This window comes from Gelidibacter salicanalis, assembly GCF_007997285.1.
GTDB classification, from domain to species: Bacteria; Bacteroidota; Bacteroidia; order Flavobacteriales; family Flavobacteriaceae; genus Gelidibacter; species Gelidibacter salicanalis.
Genome location: NZ_VORX01000001.1, coordinates 172257 through 193203, shown reverse-complemented (window position 1 = coordinate 193203; position 20947 = coordinate 172257). Strand labels below are relative to the sequence as shown.

Below are 20947 nucleotides of genomic sequence, written 5' to 3'. Positions count from 1 at the left end.
CATTATAAAGCGCGGTCTAAATGGGTGTAGCCACCATCAACAAACACCAATTGCCCGGTAGTATGGCTTGATACTTCTGACAATAAAAATGCGACCGTATTGGCGATTTCTGTAGTGGTAGTCATTCGGTTTTCTAAAGGAATATTTTTGGTGATTTCCGCCAAACGTTCTTCAGGATTTGGAAAAGTTTTTAACCAACTGGCATATTGTGGTGTATCACATTCCGCAACAATTACGGCGTTGACACGGATGCTATAAGGTAATAATTCTAGAGCCCATTCTCTGGTCAATGCGTTTCTTGCGCCATTAGCCGCAGCGTAACCTGAGGTGCCTCCTTGACCGGTAACAGATGTTTTGGATCCAATATTAACAATCGCACCTTTAGATTTTTTAAGCTCAGGCAACGCGTATTGCGCCATCGCATAATAATGTGCCACATTGCGCTGAATGGATCTCATAAAGTGGTCGTAATTCCCAGATTCGAGTCCGACACCATCATTAAGCCCAGCGTTATTCACCAAGCAATCAATACGCCCGAATTTTTTAATCACACTTTCAACCGCTTGTTTGCATTCTTCCTTATTGGTCAATTCCGCGATAGCGTGAAACACCTTTCCTCCGTTATCTTTTATGGACTTTACAGCTTCTAAAACATCCGATTCCGTGCGTCCTACAATCACAGGAATTGCGCCTTCTTTGGCCAATAGATTACAAATACCGTTGCCGATACCTTTTGATCCTCCCGTGACGATGATCACTTTATCCTTTAGTTTTAAATCCATAGTTTCAATCTTTTAAATGGTACCACGTTTTTGCGTTGAGGCCCATAATGTGTTGTTGTTCGGTTTCTGAAAATTGGGCAATATAACTTTGAACAAGGCCAACCGTTTCGGCATAAGTTCCTGCCAATATACTCACGGGCCAATCGCTTCCAAAAAGAGTTCTCTTGGTTCCAAAGGCATTAAAAATCACATCTAAATACGGTTGCATGATCATATTGTCCCAATGCTTCCAATCGGCTTCCGTAGTTAATCCGGACACTTTACAGTCGACGTTTTCAAAGCCTGAAAGGGTTTCGATATGACGTTTCCAAGTCTTAATTCTTCCGTCTTTAATGTAAGGTTTTGCACAATGATCGAGTATAAATTTCTGGTTAGGAAATGTGTTGACCAGTGCAATAGCTTCTTCCAATTGATGAGGAAAAATCAAAATATCATAGGTGAGATTATAGTTTTCCATCACAGAAATGCCGCGTTGAAAATCCTTTCGCAGCATATAACCATTAGATTCTGCTTGAACGATATGCCGCAGACCTTTAAGGTTTTTATTTGTTGAAAAATGTGCTAATCGCTCATCGATGGCGTCACTGCACAAATCTAACCAGCCCACAACACCTTTAATAAATGGGTGTTGGTCCGCTAAATTCAATAAAAATTCGGTTTCCTTTTCTGAAGTATCCGCTTGCACGGCCACACAACCATCAAACTGATGTTGCTGCAACAAGGGTTGTAAATCTTCAGGTAAAAAGTCACGTTTAAGCACACGCATGTCATCAGTAATCCACGAATCTCTTTGCGGATCAAATTGCCAAAAATGTTGATGTGCGTCTATTTTCATGAGTATTTTGCTATTGTTCTAATGGACGCTTGCTGTTCGCTATTTCCGTTGCGATAGAAAATTCCGAACCTGCTCGTTTCATTTATTTGTAAGCTACTGCAGTTTGTTCTTGAACGCCTAAACCATCAATTCCTAAACGCATCACGTCTCCTGGTTTTAAATAGCGTTGCGGATTAAATCCTAAACCAACCCCAAATGGCGTTCCTGTTGAAATCACATCGCCAGGCAATAAGGTCATAAACTGACTGATGTAAGACACCACATGCTGAACATTAAAAATAAAATCGGAGGTTGACGAATCTTGCAAACGTTCACCGTTCACCTCTAACCACAATTTCAAATTATTTGGATCTTTTACTTCATCCTTAGTAGCCATAAACGGTCCTAACGGTGCGAATGTATCACAACCTTTCCCTTTACACCATTGGCCTTCTTTTTCAATTTGAAAAGCACGTTCAGACACATCGTTGTGCAACACATAGCCTGCGATATAATCGTCAGCATCTTCTAACGCTACATACGATGCTTTTTTACCAATGACGATGGCTAATTCCACTTCCCAATCTGTTTTTTCACTGTTTTTTGGAATGATAACATTATCATTTGGGCCAACGATTGCGGTGGTCGATTTGAAAAACAATACTGGTTCTGATGGCACTTTCATCCCAGCTTCAGCAGCGTGTTGTGCGTAATTCAATCCGACACAAACCAATTTTGACGGTCTGCCAATTGGCGATCCTAATCGAACAGCATCATCAATTGTTGGGCAATTTTCGGCATTAGTTTTCAACCACTCTACTAAACGCTCCAATCCGTTGGTTTCGAAGAATTTTTCGTTAAAATCTTCACCAAAAGCGCTGACATCGATACGTTTATCTTCTAATTGCAATCCTGGTTTTTCTTGACCTTCTGATCCGAATCTTATGAGTTTCATTTTTGAGGTATTTTTATATGTTGTTATTATTTATCGGCACAATTTGTATTCTTCGTGATGTGAAGGCTTACCCATTCAATTTAATAAATCCGCCATCAATTGGAAAATCAGTTCCTGTGATAAACGAAGCTTCATCACTACATAAATACAATGCCAAATGTGCTATTTCTTCAGGTTTCCCCATGCGTCCGATGGGTTGGGTTTTTGAAAGTTTCTCAAACATTTCAGCCTGATTATCTGGGTAATTTTTTTCTATAAATCCATCGACAAACGGCGTATGCACACGTGCTGGAGAAATACAGTTACATCTGATGCCATCCGCCACGTAATCTTTTGCTACGGAATAGGTCATGGTTAACACCGCTCCTTTAGTCATGGAATAGGCAAAACGGTCAGAAATTCCAACCGATGAGGCAATGGACGCCATATTGACAATCACCCCTTTGTTTTGCTTTTTAAAATATGGGATGGCCGCTTTCATGCCGTTATAAACCCCTTTAATGTTCACGTTATACAAACGGTCTAAATCATCAGGATTAGTATTTTCAATATTTCCAACATGCGCGATTCCGGCATTGTTTATTAAAATATCAATGGTATTAGTCTTCGCTATTTCAATAAATATGTCGCCAACTTGCTCTTGATTGGACACATCACATTGATAAAAACGTGCTGACCCCTTCTCTTTCTCAATTTCTGAAACGGTGTTAGTGCCATTATCTGTATTGAAATCTAAAATACAAACGTGTGCGCCTTGTTTTGCGAATGTGGTCGCAATAGCTTTCCCAATACCGCTTCCGCCACCGGTGATGATGGCTGTTTTTCCTTTTAAACTAAATACCATAATTATGCGTTTTGTCTTTTTTTCGTCCAAACGTCTCCGTTAGGAAAACTGTAAGTTTCTAATGATTCTGGTTTCATGGTGATGCTATATCCTGGTTGTTGCGGTGGCATGTAAGCGCCATTTTTAATAACCACAGGATCGAAGAAATGTTCATGCAAATGGTCTACATATTCAATAATACGATCTTCCATAGTGCCGCTGACACAAATATAATCGATCATAGATAAGTGCTGCACATACTCGCACAACCCGACACCGCCCGCATGAGGACACACAGGAACTTTATATTTTGCAGCCATTAATAAAATGGCTAGAATTTCGTTGACGCCACCAACACGACAGCTATCTATTTGACATATTTGCAAAGCGTCTGCCATAATCAACTGTTTAAACATGACGCGATTTTGACAATGTTCTCCCGTCGCCACTTTTATAGGTGCTACCGCTCTGGCAATTTTAGCGTGACCTAAAATATCATCCGGACTTGTAGGCTCTTCAATCCAATACGGATTAAATTTTTTGAGCGATGCCATATTTTCTATTGCTTCATCTACATCCCATTTTTGGTTGGCATCCATCATCAATTGCAAATCGTCACCAATTTCCTCACGGATAATTTGGGCACGGCGCATATCATCCTGCAAATCAGAACCAACTTTAATTTTCATGTGTTTAAAGCCCTCTGCTTTGGCTTCTTGGCATAAGCGGCGCATTTTATCATCACTATAGCCTAACCAACCTGCAGACGTTGTGTATGCAGGATAACCGTTTTTAAGTAATATATCAATACGTTCTTGCTTGGTAGCCGCATTGTCTTTAAGCAACTCCAAAGCTTCCTCAGGAGTAATCGCATCAGTAATATAGGTAAAGTCCACACATTTTACGAATTCCTCTGGGGACATGTCGGATATCAATTTCCACAGTGGCTTGCCTTCTACTTTAGCGTATAAATCCCACACCGCATTTACTATAGCACCTGTCGCTAAGTGGATGACGCCCTTCTCTGGACCCAACCAACGCAATTGACTGTCTCCCGTGATCATCTTATAAAAGTCACCCATATTTTGAGTAAAGGACTCTAAGGTTTTACCAATTATTAAGTGCGAAAGCGACTCAATAGCGGCCACACATAATTCGTTGCCACGACCAATAGTAAAGGTTAGTCCGTGACCTTCAAATTCAGGATGATCCGTTTTCAAAATGACATAGGCCGCGGAATAATCCGGATCCGTGTTCATAGCATCTGAACCGTCCAGTTCATCACTTGTTGGGAAACGTACATCTTTTGTTAAGACTTCGGTAATGGTGATTGTTTGCTTCATCTTTTAATAAATAATGTTTAAGAGGCTGAATGAATTTGGCGCATCGCATAATGCCGACTCAGTTCATAACCTTACAAATCTATAGTATGAATTGCAGATAGTCAACTCATTATTCAACCCAAACTGATACTTTTTTTGCACTTAGTGTATTTAAAGAGTATCGGCAGTGAAATTACTATGCTTTTTCAAATATGCAGAAGGCGACATGTTTTTTATGATTTTAAACTGGCGATTAAAATTTGACAGATTATTAAATCCTGATTCGTAAGCGATTCCTGCCACATTGAGCTCATTCTCCATCAGTAGTTTGCATGCGTATCCAATCCTGATTTCATTCACATATTTTGAAAATGTTTTGCGATGGACGCGCTTGAATGACCGACTGAACGCGGAAGGATTCATGTTGACGAGTTCCGCCACAGTCGCCAAATCCATATCGGTATTAAAATTCTTAAAAATATAAGCGATAACTTTGTTGGACAGTTTTGGTTCCTCAAGTTTTAAGGAGGCCACATAACCAGTACTTGCCAAGAGCTTCATATCCTCATGCAATGCCAATTGATGTAAAATGCCAATAAATTGATAGGTTTTATTAAAATCAGTTTCATCATTTAAATTGATGATGGATCGCCTCAGGGCTTTGGGAAGATTTTTAAATAGAATGCCTTGCTCCGCTTTTTTAAATAACTCCACAATAGGCTTCATTTCTGTTAACTGCAGAAACCTTTTCCCTAAAAAATCTTCCTTAAAATGAATAGAAATGGCTTCGGCAACTAAAGTTTTGTCTTCTTGAAAATATTTGGGATCATTCAACCACATGTGCGGCAGATTTTTCCCAATCAGCACCACATCTTTAGGTTGAAATTTTTTAATGCTATCGCCGATAAATCGGGTGCCTTTACTTTTGAGCACGGTGACCAATTCGAGTTCTGGATGGTAATGCCAAATTTTCAAAAAGTTAGCATAACTATTCTTCCGTACGGAAATGGTAGCGGTAGTAGTACTTCGATCTATTAAATGTAATTTCATCGCGATGAAAATAACACATTTGACTTAAATTGAATGTTAACGTGCAAAAAAAGTATTGATTAAAGGGTTTACAATCCAACACATATCATTTATAAGGGATGAAGGCACTGTAATTTCAATAGAAGAACTAAAAAAATTAATATCTTTCAAATTCTATTTTAAAACACTTTTCATGACCTCAACAACTTTAAAATCGCTTCTTTTTGGAGCCTTCTTCGTTTCAATAAATGTATCTATAAATGCCCAGGCATTAAGTGGGACACAAATTGACAGTGTAGTTCAAAAAACAATGCAGACGTTTGACGTTCCCGGGATAGCTGTCGCCGTCTTGAAAGATGGCAAAATTTATCATAAAAACACTTATGGCGTGCGTTCGGTAAAAACAAAAGCCCCAGTAAATGAGCACACGCTTTTTGGAGTTGCTTCCAATACGAAAGCATTTACAACCTCAGCCTTAGCGCAACTTATTGATCGTGGTGAACTGACTTGGGATACCAAAGTGATAGACGTTATTCCTGAATTTCAACTTTACGATGCCTACGTGACCCGAGAATTTACGGTGCGTGATCTTGTAACTCACCGTAGCGGCTTAGGTCTTGGTGCGGGCGACTTGATGGTGTTTCCTGCTTCCAATACGACCACTAAAGACGAGATGATTCACAATCTTCGCTATTTAAAACCGGTATCCTCCTTCCGCAGTCAATTTGATTATGACAACTTATTATATATCGTAGCTGGAGACATAGTTTCAAGAATTTCAGGACAATCCTTTGATGATTATATTTCCGATCACTTCTTTAAGCCTTTAAAAATGGAACGTTCCTTATTGTCGATTCCTGAAATAAATGCGGATCCTAACAGAATTGACGGTCATGCGCCAGTTAATGGTACTTTGGAATTGACCACCGATACGTTTACGCAAATCTCTACGCCTGCCGCCGGAATTTACGCCTCCATCAACGACATGAGTACGTGGGTACAAGCGCAATTGAATGATGGGAAATATGGCGAAAAATTGACCGACAGTCTTTTTAGCACTAAAGCTCATAAAGAAATGTGGACGCCACAAACCTTGATTAGAAGTGGCAAAGGCCCTTACAATACTCATTTTTCAGCCTATGGATTAGGATGGTTTTTGAGCGATGTGAATGGCTATTTTCAAGTGACACATACGGGGGGATTATTAGGCATCGTCAGCCAAGTTACTATGATACCTGAATTGGATTTAGGAATAATCGTCCTGACCAACCAACAAAGTGGTGCGGCATTCAATGCGATCACCAATTCCATTAAGGATGGTTATTTCGGCATCAAAAACCAAGATCGCATCAAACAATACAATGAACGTCGCTTGGCGGGAGAAAAAGATGAAGAACGTATTGTCTCTGAATTAGAAAAAGATATTGCCGCACAACTTAAAAGTAAAACTCCAAAACCGAACCTTTCAAATTATGTGGGCACCTATAAGGACAATTGGTTTGGCAATGTTGTCATAACGAACCAAAACGGTACGCTTCATTTTAAGTCTGAAAAATCGTCAGATTTAACTGGAACGATGACCTTTTATAAAGGAACAACCTTTGTGGTCCGTTGGAATGACGCCGCATTAAAAGCGGATGCCTTTGTGAATTTCAATCTAGACACTCAAGGCAAAGCGGTCGGATTTATGATGAGTCCGATTTCGCCATTGACGGATTTCAGTTATGATTTCCAAGATTTGGAATTTCATAGAGCCGAATAATCATATTAGCTTTAAAACTGTTGGAATTGGAATTCTCAGATAGAATTAACCTTAGATCTTCTTATGCTTATCGAAGGATAAAATTGCCATTAAAAAGTGATATAATTTAAATAATTGATCCTATGTATTCCGATAAAGAAATAACTGCTTTTATCAAAAGTGCTCCCATCCTACAGGATATTATAGATGCAAAGGTGGTGACTTGGATAAACCCTGAGTTAACACCTTTTGATGATGCACCTAAATTCTCCCTAGGCCTGAAAGACATGGAAGAAGCGGAACAGTTATGGATCCGTTTTGCACCTTTCTTTATGAAAGCTTTTCCAGAGACTATAGAGAGCCACGGTATTTTAGAATCGCCTCTCAGAGAGATTCCGAATATGAAAGCTGTTTTAGAAAGCAGTCATGGAAACTTTGAAGGGCGATTGTTTTTAAAATGTGATAACGAATTGCCGATTGCCGGTTCTATTAAAGCGCGGGGTGGATTTTTTGAGATTATCAAATATGCGGAGACATTAGCGCTTGACGCAGGGCTTTTGAAACATGACGATGATTACAGCAAGTTGTTGTCTCCTGTGTTCCGCGAGTTTTTTAGTAGGCATAAAATTGGCGTGGCATCTACGGGGAATCTCGGACTCGGAATTGGCATCATGAGTGCAACCCTAGGCTTTAAAATTACGGTCTATGTTTCAGCCGATGCCAAACAGTGGAAAAAAGAATTGTTGCGAGAAAAAGGCGTTATTGTTGTTGAATTTGAAGGCGATTTTAGTGAAGCTATTTTAGCTGGACGCCAACAAACATTGATGGATCCGAACGCCCATTTTGTTGATGATGAAGATTCAGAAGATTTATTTATTGGCTACACCAGTGGTGCGCTCAGGATTGCTGAGCAATTAAAAGCCCAGCATATTACGGTGGATGCTGATCACCCGTTGCTTGTCTACTCCCCATGTGGTGTTGGCGGCTCTCCTGGAGGCATCGCTTTTGGATTAAAGCAACTCTATGGCGATCATGTCCATTGTTTTTTTATTGAGCCCACACATAGTCCTGGCGTTTTAACTGGATTGGTTACAGGTGAGATGAGCAAGATTAGCGTACAAGATATAGGCTTAGACAATCAGACAGAAGCTGATGGATTAGCGGTAGGACGACCTTCTAATTTCGCCACAAAAATCAGCAAGCATTTAATAAGTGGAATTTTGACCGTTGAAGATGATGAACTATTCAAACTGTTAGCACAATTAAAAGATTCCGAGAATATCTTTTTAGAGCCTTCAGCCACGGCAGGCCTCATCGGACCACAACGCATTCAAGCATCAGAATACGCCAAAACACATCACCTGAACATGGAAAATGCCACTCATATAGTTTGGGCAACAGGTGGTTTATTGGTTCCAGAATATCAAAGGGAGGCTTTTTATGACAAAGGGAGCCGACTATTGAAATCAGTATAATTTAAAGATAACCTCTATAGTTACAACCTATTTAAAGCGCTAAATGCCAAAAAAACAAAAACCCCATAAACATGATGTTTACAGGGTTTTCCACTTTGCGGATTAACAAAATGCACTCTAAATTTGGCTGAGTTTATGGTATCTCTCAATATGATTCAAAAATGCTGAGAGTTTTTTTTCAATTTTTGATCCAAAAATTTTACACTTGCTTTCAATGGTTAATTTTGAAAGTAGCGTACTGTCGTTTCCAACCACCCGCTTTTCCCATAATTTTCCATTTGGAAAGTAAATAGTTAATGCAGGATCATGGTCTTGTTGAAAGAAATAAAATTCGTCGCACAGCCAGTTGACAAATTGATCGTACTTTTCTGAACACGAAAACGACATTTGAAAAACCGAATGGTGACTGTGTTGGTCACATAAATTTTGATCGTGTTTCATTTTAATACCATCTTTCATTAGTGTAGCATGGGGTCTCAGACAAACTGAGACACTACTTCTCAATTCAACTTATACCATGTGTAATTTAATTCCGGCGCTATACGAGTCAATTTTTGACAACAACGACAGAATATTTTTCCTTCCAGAATATTTATAATCGTCTGTATGTAAGCCTGTATCTTCAATTTTATTCACAACCGTTGGTAGAAAATGATCTGCAGCGTCTTTTTTAATGGCATCCAATTCATTTGAAACTCCAATAAGTATAATGCCATCAATGCCACCATTTCTTAAGCTTTTCAGACTATCAAATGCACCATTTTCTCCATTATAGTACTGTTGCACCACTACACGATAGCCACGTTCAAAAGCGATATGTTGTATGCTGTTTAGCATACTTCCATAAATTTTTGAATCAATTTGTGGCACAATCACCGCAATGGTATTGCTCTTTTGAGACCGGAGTGCAATGGCCGAATTGTTCGGCACAAAATCAATACTCTCTGCTAATTCCTTAATTATTCGTCTTGTTTTTAAACTGATATCCTTTTTGTCACGTAACGCCTTAGATACCGTAGAAACGGAATAGCCGCTCATTTTCGACAAGGTTTTCATTGTTACTTCCATCATAATTCAATTTCATTAAAGTTAAAAATGCCATCTTACAAAGGCCTCCATTGCTGCATAGTGGGATAAGCCTAAACGGTCATAAGTTTCAGCGGTTTCTTTATTTCTGTCTTCTGCACGTTGCCAGAATTCTCTCGAATCTGATCCTTGAAAAACCACACCATCCTTTTGTGATTGATGTTTAAATATTCCGTGACGTTTCTCCAATACCTGTTCAGGGCTCATTGGTACCGCCATTTCTATCTCGTCAACACCCCATTCTTGCCATGCACCTCTGTAAAGCCAGACGCGGCAATCTTTCATAAAAGGTTTATCTTTTAATCGTCTGACGGCTTCAAATACCGCATCTAAACACACCTTGTGTGTACCGTGCGGATCCGCTAAATCTCCAGCGGCATAAATTTGATGAGGTTTGATGCTTTCAATTAAATCTACAGTCAGTTGAATATCTTCTTCACCCAACGGTTTTTTATCAATAGTTCCGGTTTCGTAAAATGGCATTTCCATAAAATGGATATTCTTGTCAGTTAGGCCCACAAAATGACTCGTGGCTCGTGCTTCCCCTTTACGAATTAAACCTTTGATGTAGCGTGTTTCAGGAATATCAATTTCACTCGCTTTTTTCTCTTTAAGCGCCTTCACCATTTTGCCGTAGATTTTCTCAGTGGCATCACTGTTGATTCCAAATTTATCGTTATAATCAATCACAAAATTTGCAAATCGCAGGGCTTCTTCATCGGCGACAGCAATGTTACCTGAAGTTTGATACGCCACATGTACATCGTGACCTTGCTCGTGAAGTCTCTTAAACGTCCCGCCCATACTGATGATGTCATCATCTGGGTGCGGACTGAATATAATGACACGTTTTTTAGCTGGTTCCGCACGTTCAGGGCGTTTGGTATCGTCAGCATTAGGTTTGCCTCCTGGCCATCCGGTAATAGTATGTTGTAAATCGTTAAAAATTTTAATGTTGATATCGTAGCCATTACCATAATCAGCCAACAGATCACTCATTCCATTTTCAATATAATCAGCCTCAGTTAGCATAAGGATTGGCTTATTTAGATGAAGTGCTAATCCGGTTACTGCCTTTCTGATCAGTTTATCGGTCCAAGTTACTTTTTCAACCAACCATGGCGTATTGATTCTGGTTAATTTTGATGCGGCACCTTTATCTAACACAAAAGTGGCGTTGTTATGCTCTTGTAAAAAGGACGCTGGCACCTGGTTGGTAACCTGGCCCTCTACGGAAGTTCTAATGATAGTTGATTTTGCTTCACCCCAAGCCAAAAGAATGACGCGCTTAGCTTCCATAATTTTTTTCACACCCAAGGTTATAGCCGTTTTAGGTGTGTTGGATAATCCTGCAAAATCTTTACTGGCGGCCACTCTGGTAATATGATCTAAGGCTACCAATCGGGTTTTAGAGTTCTGTAGGGATCCTGATTCGTTAAAACCAATATGACCGTTGCCTCCAATTCCTAAAATTTGTAAGTCAATCCCACCCAACGATTCAATTTTAGATTCGTAACGGCTACAGTAATCGGCAATCTCCGCTTTTTCCAAGGTGCCGTCAGGAATATGACAGTTTTCTGGTAAAATATCGATCTGATCAAATAGCAAGGTTTTCATAAAACGCACATAACTATTCACCGAGTCTGGTTGCATGGGATAGTATTCATCCAAGTTGAAAGTCACCACATTCTTAAAACTTAAGTCTTCTTCCTGATGCAAACGCACCAATTCCGAATATAGACCTTTTGGAGAAGAGCCCGTAGCCAAGCCCAACACACAGGGTTGTTTTTGAGACTGTTTTACTTTTATAAGTTTCGCTATTTCTTTAGCGACAGCTCTGGAGGCTGCTTGAGAATCTTCAAACACTTTCGTATTGATGTTTTCAAATCGTTTTTCGAAACCAGTTGCTTTATCGATGGTGCTTTTTAACATGGCTATATAATTAATTATTAATGACTTCAATTTTATTTTGTAAAATACACTCCATAACCCAAGAGGTATGGGCTGCAGATGCGCCTTTGGAAGGATGCTCACCTTCACCGTTGAGGTGGGCTTTCATGTTTTCAACATGATACGCTTGGATATGTTTGGGATGCTCAATGGTTAATTCAATCCGCTCCTCATCATTCTCCAAAACGATGGGCTGCTCTCCAAATACCGAGAAGGTAATATTCCCTTCGTTGCCATAAATTTTCACGACATCCTGACGCTGCTCTGCGCCAAAATCCCAACTTCCAAATCCGCTGACTCCAGATTCATGGACCCATTTTCCGGTAATACTATCTTTTGCGGAGTACAATCCGAGTCTGTTCTCGGCAATTCCTTCCGCGCGCGCTATTCGCCCCAGTAAAAAGGTGAACAAATTCAGTCCGTGTGAGGCTAAATCATCAAAATAGCCGCCTGGCGCTATACTGGCATCGGTACGCCAATTGTACGCTCGGGATTTATCGAGGTCATTGGTTGGCTTTTCAAACTGCCAATGCAGATGACGAATGGTACCAATTTTGTTCTGATCTAGCCATTCCTTTATTTTTAAGAATCTTGGCAACGACCTTCTATAATAAGATACAAATAGTGGTAAGTTTCTAGCTTCAAAAGCCGCCGTGATGTTTTGACAGGCTTCATAGGTAGGTGCCAAAGGTTTTTCAATACAGCATATCTTGCCTGCCGCAGCCACTTTGAGTGCATAATATTCATGCGAATCTGGTGGCGTTGCAATATAAACGGCGTCGATTTCCGGATGATTGATGAGGGTATCCGCATCATCATAAACATTAGGAACGTGATGCCGCTGAGCATAATCTTTTGCTTTGGATAAGTCTCTACCCATCACTGCAAAAAGCTCGAAGCCGTCAGTTTGTTGGTATGCAGGCGCACTTTTGACCTCAGTCACGCTTCCACATCCAATCATGCCCCATTTATATGTTGTCTTCTCCTTCATCGTTATAATTCAAGCTTTCGAACTACTTGCTCCAGCTCTTAATTTTATGACCCCACAATGCAAAAAACAGTATGATGATGTAACACGGAATTAAAATCCAATAACTACTGGTTGAAGCCGTTGACAAAGCGTCTGCCTCCTGAATTCCACTAGCAATCAATTCATGTTTATTGGCATCAACCATACGCCCGTATAATGGTGGAATGATTGCCCCACCCGATATGGCCATAATCAATAATGCCGATGCTGTTTTGGTGTGTTTGCCCAATCCATCTAAAGTTAATGGCCAAATTGCCGGCCAAACTAAAGCGTTTGAGATTCCTAACGCTGCCACAAATAGTACAGACGTGAATCCTGAGGTAGACAGAATCAGGAAACTAAATATGATTCCTAAAACCGCACTTCCGATGAGCGCTGTTTTTTGAGAAAGGTATTTTGGAATTAAGAACACACCTAAAGCGTACGTAGCCACCATGGCCATTAGCGTATAGGTTGTAAAAAATTTAGCCTCGGTAGCAGGGATTCCTAGGGATATTCCGTAGGCAATAATGGTATCACCAGCAATAACTTCCGCCCCTACATATACAAATAAGGCAATGACTCCCAACCACAATTGCGGGTATTGAAATATACTTTTTGATGTAGCACCTCCAGTGGCAACTTCATCTTCAACAGTCGCTTCCACATTTGGCAAGTTGGCCTTTCTAATTAAGAAGGCAAAAATGAATAGTACAACCGCCATCACAATATATGGTGTGTGCACACTGTCTGCCATCGCGTCTAGCAACACCGATTTCTCATCAGCTGAAACACTTCCCAATTTTTCGTTAACCTCATCAATTCCTGATAACAGTAGCGCTCCAAAAATAACTGAACCCAAGGCTCCTGCCACTTTATTAGCGATACCCATCATTGCCATACGTTTAGCACCACTTTCAATAGGTCCCAATATGGTGATGTACGGATTTGCCGCAGTTTGACAGATGGTCATCCCAATACCTTGAATAAAAATTGCCACTAAAAACAACCAATAGGTGCGAGCATCAGCAGCCGGTATAAAGACCAAAGCGCCTACTGCCATGATAGCCAAGCCCAATGAAATTCCATTTTTATAGCCTACTTTATTGATGATGTAAGATGCAGGCAATGCCATGACCACAAATGATATATAAGACGCCGTAGCCACCAAATATGATTGGGCTTCCGTAAGCTCATTAATGGTTTTCATGAAGGGAATTAGCGCTCCATTGATCCATGTTACAAAACCGAAAATGGCAAAGAGTCCTCCAATAATAACGATTGGGACAATATTGTTTTTAGTGGTCGTACTCATAATTACAGGATTTTGGTTAGTGACATGTTTAGTATCGGTTTTGTATAATCTTAAAAGGCTTAAACACCTAGTTTTTCACTCAAGCTTTGTAATAATTTAAATTGGTTTTTGGCGCGATCCAGATTGTGTTCAGGATATTTGGTTTTAAAATACACGTCGCCATTAAGATAATCGGTCAGAAAACGCAAACCGATAATAAAAATCATCGTTTTAGCACCTAATGGCAGATATTTTAATTCTATTGGAGATAAGGAAGCTTCCATTTTCTTTAGAAATCCTTCTTTAAATGCATTGTAATAGGTCAAGTTAAATTCTACTAAATCTAGATTCTTTTCGTCTTCAGCGGCAGTGTTGCAAATGGTGCGGATGGCATCCCCAAAATCATAATGCACAATACCGGGCATCACCGTATCTGTATCAATCAGACATAAGCCTTTATCATGCTTGTTAAAAAGCACATTTGATATTTTTGTATCGTTATGGGTAACCCGCACTTTAATGTCGCCAGATTCTTTCAGATTTTGTAGAATGTGCATTTCTTCTTTAGCCTGTTCTACGAGATCTATATAAGGTTTTGCCAATGCAAGACGCTCTGGAGACGCTAATCTTTTGGCTTCTTCAAATTCCCAATATCTAAACGACATGTCGTGAAATTTTGGAATCACTTCAATAAGTTGGGAAGCATCAAAATCGCTGGTCAAGGTTAAAAATTGACCTAGCAATCGGCCACCCTCATACGCTATTTCCTCACTAGGCACCGATATGTGCGTGATGCTTTTATCAATAAAATGCATGAGATTCCAATAATTCCCTTCTTCACCTCTGTAATAGGAATCGCCAGTTTTTGTAGTATAAAACCTGAGAATACGTCTGTTTTGCTTTTTAGGCGACAAGTGACTCAATTTTTCTTTGATGTGGTTGCTGATCAGCATTTTATTTTCAATCAACCCAGGCACGTCCTTAAACACACCGTGGTTGATGCACTGTAAAACGTAGAAAGGTTTAGTTTTGGTTTTTATCAAATAGGTATCATTGATATGACCAGAAGCCAATTCTTTGTAAGATTCAAATTCTCCATCGTGCTCAAACTGTCCAAAAATAAATTGTAATCGCTCTGTCATCATCTTACCATAATTTTGTTGGGTATACGCCTTGCGCCTTAAGTTTCCCTATGGCAGCTTCTACAATTTCTTTATCTTCTTTATAAGTCACTCCAAACCATTGCGCATCCGATTTAAGGACTTCTACACTAGCAATGTCTGACCTTAAAATTTCATTGACCACATACGGAATAAAAAATTCGGCTTTTGGATTGTTCTTGTTGACTTTTAAAAATGCATCAAACAACTCGCCTCCAAATTCAAAACATTTAGGGGTAAATCCCCAAAAATTCATAGAGACAATCGTGTCACCATCAATAGGAATAAACTTGCCGTTGGCATCCTTTCGCATGAGTTGCCCATCAATTTTCTCAATATGGGTACGCTCGGTAACGTCCTTTAAATAGCCATTAGCATCCACTTCACATTCGCCACGCGCCACATGGCCATGGTCTGAAACCGTGTTTTTAAGCAGATAGGCCATCATATTAAAATCGTAAGACGTTTTATCTTTTTCTGACAATGATTTTGCCATCACCATAAAGGCTTCCCGTCCGTAAAAATCATCGGCATTGATAATGGCGAAATTCTCGTTTACCACATCTTTGGCCATGAGTAAGGCATGTCCCGTACCCCAAGGTTTCGTCCTTTCCGGATCGATATATTTTTTAGGTACACTATCAAATTCTTGATACACATAAGCCACTTCAGCTTTTCCTTCTAATTTATGATCAATTTTTGCTCTAAATTCTTTTTCAAAACTTTTTCTGATGATAAAGACAAATTTGCCAAACCCAGCTTGAAGGGCATCAAATATTGAAAAATCGATGATGGTGTCACCCTCTGGAGTGAATACATCTATTTGTTTTAAACCACCGTACCGACTCCCCATTCCTGCAGCCAAAATGACCAATGTCGGTTTGTTTGTTTCTACCATGTATTTATTTTTATAAGTCTTGGAATAATTGGTTGAGCCTCAACTCAGAAACCTTGAAATTCTGATCAATAAAATTGTTTCTTAAACACAAACCTAAGGTTTGAATTTGAAATAACCAAGGATTTTTCATAAATTGTGCTCGAACACAGTTATGCGAATATAAACATCTATTGCATGCGAAACAAATGTCGATCATGAAAAAATATACCATTAAAGATATTGCCCAATTGGCAGGAGTTTCCAAAGGGACCGTAGACCGTGTGATACACAATAGAGGGAATGTGGCAAAAGACGTAGAGCAAAAGGTAAGAGCCTTACTCACGGAGATTAATTACCAGCCCAATTTGATTGCCCGTAACCTGAAGAACAACAAAGTCTTTACGATTGGGGTGCTCATTCCTGATCCGAGCTTAGACCCCTACTGGGCAGTGTGTATGGACGGCATAAACAGTGCTTTGGCTGAGTTTAGTGCCTTTGATGTGCGAATCAACACTTTTCTTTATGACCCCACAGATACTGCGGATTTTTTAGACCACAATGAAGCGCTGTTACAATCAGAACCAGACGTCATATTAATGGTGCCTTTGTTTTACAAGGAAGCGACCAGTGTGTTACAGCACTACCAATCCTTAAACATAAAAGTAGGGACGTTTAATAACCAAATCACCTCTTCAACCGCAAGTTTTATTGGTCAGGATCTTTACCAGAGCGGCAGAATAGCGGCCAAATTACTTCATAGTATAAGCAGTACAGGCGATATGGCCATCATCCATATTGATGAAAAATACAAGAATGCCGTGCACATGCAGGAAAAAGAAAAAGGTTTTAAAAGTTATTATGACGATTTAAAAGGTTTTGATAATACGATTTTAACCTGTAAAGTGAAGTATGTTGAAACGGAAGATAAACTGCGCGACTTTCTTAATGATCATCCCCAATTAGAAGGAATATTTGTTACCAACTCTAAGGCATTTCATGTGGCGCGCCTTTTAGAATCTGAAAACAAAACGCAGATTAAATTAGTCGGCTACGATTTACTGTCTGACAACGTCAATTACCTTAACAACGGGACAATCGACTTCTTAATTCACCAAAATCCCAGGCAGCAGGCCTATTTAGGCTTAAAATATCTTATTGAGCATTTGGTTTTTGACAAACAGATCCCTGAAAAATTTCTACTTCCTATAGACATTATCAATTCAGAAAATGTAACCCCATTTTTAAGACCTTAATAGTTCTCCAATTTCAATTTCCCAAAAGACGATGCTGTATGGAATTCTGGCGTTTCAGTTTGAGGATCAACCCAAGTGATCCAAGTAGGTTCGAATTCGCCATTTTGTTGTTGATTGTATTTTGCCCGAAAAATCCCCGCTTCGATTGTACCGTCTTTTTGGATCAAATTAAATTCTTGTAGTGTTGTCATACGCAATGCCAACTCCACAAAGAAATGGGTCTCTGTAAAGTGCGATTTAATTTCGATGGCCTCTTTGGGCCAATTCCAAGAAAAATCGAATTGCCGATTAGGACGCGCCGTAAAATCTTGCACGCGCGCTAACGGATCAATTTCCAAACAGTAGTAAGGATCAAGATGTTTGTCTGATCTTAAAAACAACTCTACCCTATCTGAATTATCCACACTTTTTTTGGAATCGTCCGTACTGTCTATATGCAAATGTGAGTCGCTAACTTTAAATGAAACGAACAAGGTGTCTTCATCATAGAGCGCCCGAAACTCGATATCTTCTACCGATTCAAAATGCCACGGTGAAGAGAAATCATTCAACACTACGGCATTTTCCCATAAGGGATGATCTACTCTTCCGTTGATAGTCATATGGTTGACATCAATCTTATTGACTTTATAGGTTTTCATACGTAATGCTAAGCTCCCCTACTTCTAAAAATAGCGGTGTTTAGAGCGAAAAATAAACTTTTCTCAGCATTCTACAAAACTAAAAATCTTAGGATTCGAAATTTTTAGTTGAGAAAAGCGATTTCCCCAATAATTAAAAACGCCCTTAATGACTAGACGTGATTTGATTTAAGATTTAGCTCTTGCTCTAAAACTATCGAGATCAACACCTTGTAGAGCCGTTGTGGCTGCTTTGTACCCAATTTCAAAAATTTGATCGATGTTTTTCCTATCGAACGTTCCAAAGACATCCAGTTTCTCCGGAGAAATCATCAGGTCGCAGTCCTTAAATTTATGCTGGTTCTCTAAAACAGCCTTTATTTTAAAAACCCGCTCCACTACGTTGTGCGAATGTTTTAAGGCTTTCATTGTTACCACATCCACACCATCTACGTAAACCCCAATAAGACGGTCACATTTGCCCTTTAAAGGTTCAATTGGAAAGTTATTTAAGGCGCCACCATCTGTATAATAAGAAGTTTTAATTTTTACGGGCGCAAACAAGCCAGGGAAGGCAGCAGAAGCCAAAACAGGTTTGATCAGTTCTCCTTTTTCGAAAATCTTTAACTTCCCGGTCAATATATTAGTACCGGTGATGTACAGTTTTTTATTCAAAAATGAAAAGTCATCTTCTTTAAGATAGACTTTAAATTCATCGTAAAACTTCTCCGCATCAATAAATCCGGGTTTATTAATGGCATATTTTGTAAATCCCAACAGTTGGACTTGCTTAAAGAAGGTAAGCATAGCATCACAAGAAAGACCGGAGGCATAAAGCGCCCCTACAATCGCGCCGGCACTCGACCCCGAGATATGGGTAGGATAAATATGATGTTCTTCCAAAGCTTTAATAACCCCTATATGGGCAGCACCGCGCATCCCGCCGCCAGATAGCACCAAACCGATTTTTAGGTCATTTTTTTGCATAGTTTACGTTTAAAGTTAACATAATTGACCTGCTCATCCGCAATTGAACATAAAGGAACTAAAGTAGTGTTCAGATAAGAAACCGCAGAACAGCGCAGAATTGAGTTATAAAATCATAGCATCTCGATCAAAATTAAAACAATTGAAACTAAATGTAGCTCAATTATTGTCAACGGTATTTTTAATGGTTAAAATTCTGACATAAAACTAGCGATATCTGCATGAGCAGCAAATGACATCGCTCATTTAACCACAAAAGTTTCCATAGAAGGGATACGCTAACTTCAAAACATACTAAATGATGCATATTTTAATAATTACCCAAATCAGAATTTGCCACGGGATCATTGCCTTTATAAATTCCTAAGAATTTTATCTAAAAAATTTAAATAGGTCTGATAGCGCACTGATTATGAATTTTATGCTCTAATGTTTAGAAGACGCCTTACCGAAACAGTGTCTAATCATGGTTAATAAGGTCAAAATTTCGTATTTTTATCCCTTCTATTTTTTTGCCCCAAGTCCATGTTTAAAGAAGATCAAAGAAAAGTATTTAAAATTCTCTTAGGAGCCGTTTCAGAAGGTGTCATCATCGTTGATGAAACTCAAACCATTATGGAAGTCAATACCTCTGCCGAACAAATTTTTGGATACACCCGGGAAGGTCTTGTAGGACAGCCTTTAAACACCTTAATTCCTAAAAACTACCATGCAAACCACGGTGGACATTTTAATCGGTTTATGGCCAAGCATGAACGACGACAAATGGGCAAAGGCCGCGATATTTACGGCAAAAGAAAGGATGGTTCCATTTTTCCGGTTGAAGCAGGTTTAAATCCGTTTGAAATAAACGGCAAAACGTTTGTCATGGCGCTCATTATCGATATCAGCGATAGAAAAAGACAGGAACATCAAATTATAGAACTTAACAATCAACTGGAGAAAAAAGTTGAAGATCGGACCCAATCATTACATAATATTGTAGAAGAACTCAAATTTGCCAATGTAGAATTAGACAATGAGAATAAGCGTCGGATTAAAGCGGAAGAAAAAACTAAAATCGCTCTGAAACGGGAAATAGAACTGAATGAACTTAAAACGAAATTTCTTTCGTTGGTGTCTCACGAATTCAAGACGCCTTTAAGTGGCATCCTGACCTCTACCGTTTTATTAGGGAAATATAAATTAACAGAAGATCAGGAAAAGCGAGACAAGCATCTGAAGACCATTACCAGTAAAGTGCACTACCTCAACAACATTCTAAATGATTTTTTATCCGTAGAACGCTTGGAAACCGGTAAAGTGAACTATACGTTTAAGACTTTTAAATTGAGCAAAGTGCTTAATGAAGTCATATATAATGCAAACATGCTTTTAAAGGACGGACAGAATATTAATTATCCGGATAATATTGATGATATGTCTTTACATCAGGACGAAAAGATTTTAGAATTATCCTTGTCCAATATTGTCCATAATGCGATTAAATACTCACCAGAACACACCAATATTGATATAAAAATTTCGCAAAACGAACATAATACCGTGTTCAGAATCAAGGATAACGGCATTGGAATTCCGGAAGTGGAACAGAAAAATATTTTTAATCGGTATTTTAGAGCGGAAAATGTATTGAATATTCAGGGTACGGGCATCGGATTGAATATTGTAAAAGGACATCTTGAGAATTTAGGAGGAACTATTTCATTTACAAGTGAAGAACACGAAGGGAGTGTTTTTAAAATTACATTACCAAACAAAGCATAACAC

The 20947-nt window shown here is 39.2% G+C and carries 19 protein-coding genes; 4 read left to right on the top strand and 15 right to left on the bottom strand.

Annotation, left to right across the window (positions count from 1 at the left end; genetic code table 11):
- Positions 1–2: 2 nt before the first annotated feature.
- The 6 genes from ES711_RS00805 to ES711_RS00780 form a co-directional block, all read right to left on the bottom strand.
- Positions 3–782, bottom strand: coding sequence for an L-fucose dehydrogenase (locus ES711_RS00805; RefSeq protein WP_146888571.1), 780 nt, complete (start codon positions 780–782; stop codon positions 3–5).
- A 4-nt stretch (positions 783–786) separates the two neighbouring features.
- Positions 787–1617, bottom strand: a complete 831-nt coding sequence (locus ES711_RS00800) for an amidohydrolase family protein (protein ID WP_146888568.1) — start codon at positions 1615–1617, stop codon at positions 787–789.
- Between the two features lie 82 nt (positions 1618–1699).
- A complete protein-coding gene (locus ES711_RS00795; protein WP_146888565.1) occupies positions 1700–2551 on the bottom strand; it encodes a fumarylacetoacetate hydrolase family protein in 852 nt (283 codons plus the stop codon).
- Positions 2552–2618: 67 nt separating this feature from the next.
- The gene (locus ES711_RS00790) at positions 2619–3395 is read right to left on the bottom strand and encodes an SDR family NAD(P)-dependent oxidoreductase (protein ID WP_170245214.1); all 777 of its coding nucleotides are present in this window, start codon (positions 3393–3395) and stop codon (positions 2619–2621) included.
- A gap of 2 nt (positions 3396–3397) precedes the next feature.
- The gene (locus ES711_RS00785; RefSeq protein WP_146888562.1) at positions 3398–4717 is read right to left on the bottom strand and encodes an L-fuconate dehydratase; all 1320 of its coding nucleotides are present in this window, start codon (positions 4715–4717) and stop codon (positions 3398–3400) included.
- A gap of 150 nt (positions 4718–4867) precedes the next feature.
- Positions 4868–5746: an AraC family transcriptional regulator gene (locus tag ES711_RS00780; protein ID WP_146888559.1), complete on the bottom strand. Its 879-nt coding sequence runs from the start codon at positions 5744–5746 to the stop codon at positions 4868–4870.
- 172 nt (positions 5747–5918) lie between these two features.
- On the opposite strand from ES711_RS00780, the gene ES711_RS00775 reads away from it, so the two are divergent.
- Together ES711_RS00775 and ES711_RS00770 are read left to right on the top strand one after the other, a co-directional pair.
- The gene (locus tag ES711_RS00775) at positions 5919–7487 is read left to right on the top strand and encodes a serine hydrolase (RefSeq protein ID WP_146888556.1); all 1569 of its coding nucleotides are present in this window, start codon (positions 5919–5921) and stop codon (positions 7485–7487) included.
- Positions 7488–7609: 122 nt separating this feature from the next.
- Positions 7610–8941, top strand: coding sequence for a D-serine ammonia-lyase (locus tag ES711_RS00770; protein ID WP_146888553.1), 1332 nt, complete (start codon positions 7610–7612; stop codon positions 8939–8941).
- A 117-nt stretch (positions 8942–9058) separates the two neighbouring features.
- On the opposite strand, the gene ES711_RS00765 is transcribed toward ES711_RS00770, so the two are convergent.
- From ES711_RS00765 to ES711_RS00735, 7 genes are all read right to left on the bottom strand, one after another.
- Entirely contained in the window at positions 9059–9382 is a 324-nt protein-coding gene (locus ES711_RS00765) for a hypothetical protein (RefSeq protein WP_146888551.1), read from the bottom strand.
- 69 nt (positions 9383–9451) lie between these two features.
- Positions 9452–10012 carry a LacI family DNA-binding transcriptional regulator gene (locus ES711_RS00760; RefSeq protein ID WP_146888548.1) on the bottom strand — a complete coding sequence of 187 codons (561 nt, stop codon included), beginning with the start codon at positions 10010–10012 and terminating at the stop codon, positions 9452–9454.
- 18 nt (positions 10013–10030) lie between these two features.
- A complete protein-coding gene (nagB, locus tag ES711_RS00755) occupies positions 10031–11959 on the bottom strand; it encodes a glucosamine-6-phosphate deaminase (RefSeq protein WP_146889854.1) in 1929 nt (642 codons plus the stop codon).
- A gap of 10 nt (positions 11960–11969) precedes the next feature.
- Entirely contained in the window at positions 11970–12968 is a 999-nt protein-coding gene (locus ES711_RS00750; protein ID WP_146888545.1) for a Gfo/Idh/MocA family protein, read from the bottom strand.
- Positions 12969–12990: 22 nt separating this feature from the next.
- Positions 12991–14301 (bottom strand): sugar MFS transporter, encoded by a 1311-nt coding sequence (locus ES711_RS00745; protein ID WP_146888542.1) that lies wholly within the window; start codon positions 14299–14301, stop codon positions 12991–12993.
- Positions 14302–14360: 59 nt separating this feature from the next.
- Positions 14361–15425 carry a phosphotransferase enzyme family protein gene (locus tag ES711_RS00740; protein WP_146888539.1) on the bottom strand — a complete coding sequence of 355 codons (1065 nt, stop codon included), beginning with the start codon at positions 15423–15425 and terminating at the stop codon, positions 14361–14363.
- A 1-nt stretch (position 15426) separates the two neighbouring features.
- A complete protein-coding gene (locus ES711_RS00735) occupies positions 15427–16338 on the bottom strand; it encodes a nucleotidyltransferase family protein (RefSeq protein WP_146888536.1) in 912 nt (303 codons plus the stop codon).
- Between the two features lie 194 nt (positions 16339–16532).
- Here ES711_RS00735 and ES711_RS00730 point away from each other — a divergent pair, with 194 nt between their 5' ends.
- The gene (locus tag ES711_RS00730) at positions 16533–17570 is read left to right on the top strand and encodes a LacI family DNA-binding transcriptional regulator (RefSeq protein WP_246139090.1); all 1038 of its coding nucleotides are present in this window, start codon (positions 16533–16535) and stop codon (positions 17568–17570) included.
- On the opposite strand, the gene ES711_RS00725 is transcribed toward ES711_RS00730, so the two are convergent.
- Together ES711_RS00725 and ES711_RS00720 are read right to left on the bottom strand one after the other, a co-directional pair.
- Positions 17567–18211 (bottom strand): carbohydrate-binding family 9-like protein, encoded by a 645-nt coding sequence (locus ES711_RS00725; RefSeq protein WP_146888533.1) that lies wholly within the window; start codon positions 18209–18211, stop codon positions 17567–17569. The two genes, ES711_RS00730 and ES711_RS00725, sit on opposite strands and share 4 nt — an antisense overlap.
- A 168-nt stretch (positions 18212–18379) precedes the next feature.
- On the bottom strand, positions 18380–19177 hold the full coding sequence (locus tag ES711_RS00720) for a patatin-like phospholipase family protein (protein ID WP_146888530.1): 798 nt from the start codon (positions 19175–19177) through the stop codon (positions 18380–18382).
- Between the two features lie 525 nt (positions 19178–19702).
- Here ES711_RS00720 and ES711_RS00715 point away from each other — a divergent pair.
- Positions 19703–20944 (top strand): PAS domain-containing sensor histidine kinase, encoded by a 1242-nt coding sequence (locus ES711_RS00715; RefSeq protein WP_146888527.1) that lies wholly within the window; start codon positions 19703–19705, stop codon positions 20942–20944.
- Positions 20945–20947 lie beyond the last annotated feature (3 nt).